The organism is Salipiger sp. HF18 (assembly GCF_011806505.1).
In the GTDB taxonomy this organism is placed as follows: domain Bacteria; phylum Pseudomonadota; class Alphaproteobacteria; order Rhodobacterales; family Rhodobacteraceae; genus Salipiger; species Salipiger thiooxidans.
The window spans coordinates 1-6,063 of sequence record NZ_JAATOS010000246.1; the positions used below are offsets into that span (position 1 = coordinate 1).

The following is a 6,063-nucleotide window of genomic DNA, read 5'->3' on the forward strand; positions in this document are numbered from 1 at the left end:
GCAGGAAATGCAATTTGGCAGCGTTACACTTGTCAACCAGACCACCGCCCCTCAGCGCAGCGCTTTCATCCAGCGGCAAGCTGAGGGGCGGGCGGCACTAGCCGCCGTTTTGATCCTGAGTGTCGGGTGTCGCGTGTCGCGTGTCGCTTCGCTCCCCGCGACACCCGACACTGACACTATAGGGCTTGAAGACTAGGCTCCGGAGGGCTGAAGACTAGGACTGGGAGTGTTCATGACTAGGATTGGGAGTGCTGGCGACTAGGATTGGGCGTGGTAGCGACTAGGTCTCGGAGGGGTATGACTAGGTATTTACAACTAGTTATCTACAAACTAACCTAGTCTAATGAGAGAACTTACGGTGCCATCCAGCGTTGTCGCGCTTCGATCCGATTTGCCCCTCGCCCCGGCGATGGTCTCAGCCATTTGGGAAATTGCAGCGGCCCTAGATGAGCAGCGTATACCAGCGACACTGGAGAATGCCGTGTGGCTGGAAGTCCCCACAAAGCGGCTGCGCGGAGAGGGCTCGAGAGCTGATAACGTCTGGCTGCGTGAGTGCCTACGGAGACTGACAAAGGTCGAGCTCTCAGGTGAGCACAAAGGCGATCCTTGGGGCGCTGTCGTCCTAGCTCAATGGCATATCGTTCAAGGCGGAAGTGTTGCGCGCCTCTTGATCCCGCCAGCTGGCGTCCATGCTCTTCGTAGCCCGACAACCTTCACGAAGATCGAGGCCACCGCCGCGCACCAGCTGAGCGGCCACGGACGCCGCCTCTATACGATCCTCGCAGACAAGAAGCGTCTCGGACGCCCTCACTGGACATTCAGCGTGGAAGAGCTTCGCGCCCTGCTCGGCGTCGATGACAAGAAGTCCTACTCCCGCTGGAACAACTTTCGACAATGGGTCCTCGAACCGGCGCTGGAAGGGATCAACGACTACGGGACTGTCACGGTGAAAATGACCCCAGAGAAGCGTGGACGATCAGTTCACGCTGTTCGCTTCGATTGGCGTTGGAAGGACCCGCATGACGCGGCTGAGACCGCGATAGAGAACGAGCGGCACAGCTCGACGCGCCGCAAGCGGCAAGATACCGACGACGCCCCGCCGATGATCGAAGAGCCGAAGGAGGCCGCACGTCTCTGGTGGGAGAAGCTAAGCGATGCCGAACGAGACTCTTGGGCCGATCACATAGGCAGAGAGACGGAAATCGGCGGTATTATGCGCTCACGGCCGGAGCGGATCATCCGCGAGATGGCATTTGAAGAGAGCGGGAAAGCTTTACCACCCACTCCGGCAAAGACGCCACAAGACCAGGAAAGGGGGTAAAACATGGCAAACCTTTCCCTCAGAGAGGCGGTAAAGGCTTTCGACGTCTCACGCCCAACCCTCACGAAGGCAATAAATTCAGGGAAAATTAGCGGTGTTCGCAACGGCAAAGGTCAATGGGAAATAGACCCCTCCGAGATGGCAAGAGTTTACCAGCCACGCCAGGCTCAAATAGTAGACAGAGATGTGGAGGAGGAAGCCAACGTTGCCAGCCGGAACATGCAAATTTTCCAAGAAGTAGACAGGCTGAGGTCAGAGCTGGCGCTGACCCAAGCTCGTGCTGAAGCGGCGGAAAAGCTGGCGCAAGAACGTGCCGAACGCATCGAGGATCTCAGACGGATGCTGCCTCCTCCCGCGACCCACACGAAGGCTCGTTCATGGTGGCCGTGGCGAAAGTAGAGAGCGGAACGTGTGTTTCCAGCTACGGTTGTCCCTGAGCCACTCGAACAAGCTGCACTCACAATTGATTAAAATGATAAAAGCTCTGATGTAGCTGATAACTACAGAGATTATGGTACTGTTTGATGATCCCCGCCTTTAGCAATGTAGGAATTCTCCCCCCATACGGGATGTACGGCGCTGCCGATATCGAGGGAAGATCTCCGTATCCTACTGAATTGTTGGTGTTCGTTAAGCGGTTTGCCACGACGGAGGCCCGTACGCAGTTGCTGCAAGGCTTCTTGGAGTATCGACGCCGACTCCGGGACATTGGCCTGACTGAAGGCATACAGTGGGTAGGGGGCAGCTTCGTTGAGGATTGCGAGCTGATACGATCCAGAGCCCCGGACGATATCGACGTTGTGACCTTCTTGCGGCCCTTGGATGACGAGCAAGCTTGGGATGCTCTAGTAGCTGAAAACGATCAACTTTTGATGGATGCCGCCCACACGAAAGAACACTTTCGATGCGATGCCTACACCTCTGAACTGAACGATGAGATGTTGGAAGAAGTCGCCTACTATTTAACTATGTTCTCGCACCAAAGAGATACTGAAGTATGGAAGGGCATCGTCCAGCTTGAACTCGATGACTATACTGAAGGGCAGGCCATAGCCCTTCTCGCTGAGAGGGCTGCTCAATGGTAGTCAAAGCTAACCTCGACGCTCTACGTAGCGAGATTGCTACCGTCGAGAGGATGTTATCGAGGAAGAGTTCAAAGAGTCCTCTGGGCCGTAAATCTTTGGAGCGGCGCTTGGAAAACTTGCGGGCGCTACTGGATGACGGTGTGTCTTCTCCAGACCAACACGCCTCTGTAGCTCTTATCTTTGACGGCGATCCGGTTGTCGGAGCGAAGTCGATTAACATGGGCTTCGCTTCTCAGGCACTCAAGCAGTACCAAGACCTCATCCAGAGCGTCATATCGCAGGGTTCAGATGAGCAAGCCGCGCCACCCCGGCGGGGGAGGACGAAAAGCTCTCCTCCTCCAGGGGAGCTTTTCATATCAGGCGTCATGCACGGCTCTTTCGGATTTGTCCTAGAGGAAGACAGTTCGCAGCTCGAACTACTGAACACTAGAACAAAAGAGGCCGTGGTTTCGGCAGACAATTTTCTGCAAACCACGTCTAGTCCTGAGGCTGATTTTGATCAGCTTCTCTCCGAGGTGGACACCAAGGTCTTTCAACGATTGAGAGCCTTCATCCGCACTCTCCATGATGCAGACGCAGTTCTCCGCATCTCCGAGAGAGATCGGACCATCAGTCTAGACGCCAAGAACCTATCCGTAGCTCATGAACGAGTGATGAGGAGCGATATACTAGAGCGAGAAACCGTGATGCGTGGCTGGCTAATCGGCTTCAGTCCTGTGAAGCGAACTTTCGACTTTAGAGACGCCGAGACCGATACCCTAGTGACCGGCAAGGTGTCACCGTTCATGGCGCTCCAAACGTTGCAGACCTTACAAGAGCTGACCGAGCATGATGAGGCCCAAGCGATGTCACTAGGAAGGCGCTATGTCGCTAACATCCATATCAAGGATGTTGAGAGAGCGGATGGCACCCCTCTACCGACCAGGTACACGCTGCTCAGCCTAACCCCGGAATAGAACGAAACCCTCAGCCAGATTTTGAGGTGGGCTTAGCCTTCACCGGCCGCTTCAGCGGCTTCTTCTGGGCAGTCGATTTCTGTTCTTCTTCTTTTGGTATGAGCTTTCCGTCATCTCCGACGTCGTCAGGATCAAAAATAGATAGCTCATTCGCCCTGATGATTAGAGCTTGCCACTTACGTTCGGAAACCTTTCCCTCAAGCTGTGCACGCTTGATGACGTAGTACGGGTTGTAAACGACCGCATAAGAGATTGGTCCGAGAGGGCCATCTTTAAGAGAGATAAACCCAAGTTCGCCCAAGCGAAGCATTCGATCTTTCCACGTTCTCAGAGCGCGTTGCCCTTCGAACCCAGCATGGAAAGCCATCTCCTCAGGCCTGTTCAGGGTGAGAAACTGCTCTTCTCGCAAACGAGACCAGAGCTCGAGGTAGGTTCGACTAACTGGATAGCCCTTCCCTGACATCTCATCCATGATGTTCATCATCAGGGGCATAAGGCGAGGCATGGCTACCCACCCCTCGTTCTCGAGCCTCCAAACCTCATCCGGGTTCAGGTCAGGCCAAATCTTCGACCTAGCATCGAGCTGTCTTTGAAGGATCTGGCGTTTACCGCGTACAGCCATGGCACCTCACAATAAAAACGGGGCCAGGTTTGGAAGCCGGCCCCTTCGCTCGAAGCGGCCCATCACCCCGTAGGATAGGCTCTGAAGATTCGGCTGGTTTTGGAGACCCGCTACACTTCTGCTCTAACGATGAGCCATAAGTAGCGCGCCTATGTGTCAAGGTCAACCTCTAACTTTTACCATTAGCAACAAACAGACGTCAACACAATAAACTTCTTACCACCTGTCATTCACTAAATATGTTCACCTCAGCACACCAGTGCGCGCATATGCGCGCACTGGATTGAAATTAAACCTTCCAGAACATGAGCTTGAAGTTAAGACATTGGTATCGAGGTATCAGGTATCGGGGTATCGGCGGTATATCGGTATCACGGTATCGGGGGATAAATAAGGGGGGCGGCCCCTCCCCGGGCGAGCCACTTTTTTGATACCAGCCTTTAGGCCGTTGTGAGCCAGGCGACGACGGACCTGGCGGCAGGCGCATCCCGAACAGCTTTCACCGGGATGCCATGAGTTACCAAGACCATCACTGTCATACACAGGGGGCCAACATCTCGCGGGAGGTCCAGGAGGGCGCAGCGTCTCCGGCCCAGTGGCAATTAGCGGAGCGGCTCGTAGAGAATTGCCTAGTGGGTTGTCATTTGAAATGACAACTCTCCCCGGCCTCCCTACGCTGCCCCCATGTTCAAGGCAGCTATCCGCGTCAACAAGATGACCACCATCGCCCAGCTTCGCGGGGCGTCCCTTCATGCGCAGCGTCACGACGAGACGGGCAAGGCCCGGGTCCGGGAAGATGCGGAACCCGGCTTCGGCCTCGCCTGGTCGAAGGCCGAGGCCGACCGCGACTACCTCGCCGCCTTCAAGGCGCACAAAGCCGAGCTTGGGGCCGGCGAGCGGAAAGGCTCTCCCCTCTGCCTGCAAGCAATCTGCGTCGTGTCCCCGGAATGGGTGCAGGAGGCCGGAAACCTCCATGACCCGGAGAACCCGCACAACCGCCAGCTCTTCGATCAGGCGAAGGCATGGGCCGAGAGCTGGGGCGGCAAGGGATCGGTGATCGCCACCCGCCTCGATCTCGATGAGAAGGGCGGCGCCGTGGTCGACGTGATGGTCTCCCCGGTCCGGGAAAGCCGGGGCAAGCCGGTGATCTCGACCAACAAGGCGCTGCAGGAGCTGAAACAGGACACCGGCGAGCGGAACGAATACTCCGCCCTGCAAACATCCTGGGCCGATTGGTGCCGCGAGCATTTGGACGCCGAGATCGTGCGCGGCACCCGGAAAGAGATCACGCAGCGCCAGCATCTGTCGCCGGAAACCTATGGCGCGGTCATGGACAAGGCCCGGTCAGATCTACAGAGGCCCGTAGAGAGCGTCAGAGAGGCCCTACAGGGCGCTGAGCTGTCTTGGGGTGATGCAGACCTCCTGAGGGACTACCTGCTTCTCAGAGGCGAAATTAGCCGCCACAGGGACGATCCCCGCGGCTACACCCCGCCGGAGGGGGATCTCGACCGGGAGGGGGTCGAAACCTACACCAACCTCGAGTCGAACACATGGAAGCTCATCAGCGCCTTCCGCAGAGGCGCAGAGAGCGTCGTGTCGGCAGCTTACCGCTTCGGGATGGGGTGGGACCGCCTGAAGCAGCAGGACGGCCATGAGGCGGGCCGTGCGTGGTTCCCTGCGCTTGCCGACCGGCTGCACCTCGGGGCGGTGATCGCCAAATGCGGGGACTTCTGCGCTGAGGCAGAGGCCTTCGTGAAAAATCTGCGTATCGAGAACCCAGAAAGCCACCTGTCATCGCGCATCCTCTGGCCACTCGGATCACAGGAACTGGTGGAGCGCTACGATCGCCATCTGGGCCTGTCTGCTCCCCAGCACATCCGACCTGCCCACCAAGAGCGAACCCTCGAGGTTGAGAAGGCTCGTGATGAAGAGCCGCTTCAGGAGCAGCGTAGCCGCAGCCGAGACCGTGGAGACGATTACGGTCTGTAAGGGTGGGACTGTAGCAGGAAATGCAATTTGGCAGCGTTACACTTGTCAACCAGACCACCGCCCCTCAGCGCAGCGCTTTCATCCAGCGGC

At 57.0% G+C, this 6,063-nt stretch carries 6 protein-coding genes; 5 read left to right on the top strand and 1 reads right to left on the bottom strand.

All coding sequences use genetic code 11. The features are described 5' to 3' along the window. The first annotated feature begins 481 nt into the window (after positions 1-481). The 4 genes from HC022_RS17295 (at position 482) to HC022_RS17310 (ending at position 3,362) form a co-directional block, all read left to right on the top strand. Entirely contained in the window at positions 482-1,321 is an 840-nt protein-coding gene (locus HC022_RS17295) for a replication initiation protein (protein WP_167453256.1), read from the top strand. A 3-nt stretch (positions 1,322-1,324) separates the two neighbouring features. Beyond that, positions 1,325-1,720 (top strand): hypothetical protein, encoded by a 396-nt coding sequence (locus HC022_RS17300; RefSeq protein WP_167453257.1) that lies wholly within the window; start codon positions 1,325-1,327, stop codon positions 1,718-1,720. A 125-nt stretch (positions 1,721-1,845) separates the two neighbouring features. Continuing rightward, positions 1,846-2,406, top strand: a complete 561-nt coding sequence (locus HC022_RS17305) for a hypothetical protein (protein WP_167453258.1) — start codon at positions 1,846-1,848, stop codon at positions 2,404-2,406. Continuing rightward, positions 2,400-3,362, top strand: a complete 963-nt coding sequence (locus tag HC022_RS17310) for a hypothetical protein (RefSeq protein ID WP_167453259.1) — start codon at positions 2,400-2,402, stop codon at positions 3,360-3,362. Before HC022_RS17305 ends, HC022_RS17310 begins: the two co-directional genes overlap by 7 nt. 10 nt (positions 3,363-3,372) lie before the next feature. Here the strand turns inward: HC022_RS17310 and HC022_RS17315 are convergent, their stop codons facing one another. Then, positions 3,373-3,834 carry a hypothetical protein gene (locus tag HC022_RS17315; RefSeq protein WP_217704024.1) on the bottom strand — a complete coding sequence of 154 codons (462 nt, stop codon included), beginning with the start codon at positions 3,832-3,834 and terminating at the stop codon, positions 3,373-3,375. An 834-nt stretch (positions 3,835-4,668) separates the two neighbouring features. On the opposite strand from HC022_RS17315, the gene HC022_RS17320 reads away from it, so the two are divergent. Next, positions 4,669-5,973 (top strand): hypothetical protein, encoded by a 1,305-nt coding sequence (locus HC022_RS17320; protein WP_167453261.1) that lies wholly within the window; start codon positions 4,669-4,671, stop codon positions 5,971-5,973. Positions 5,974-6,063 lie beyond the last annotated feature (90 nt).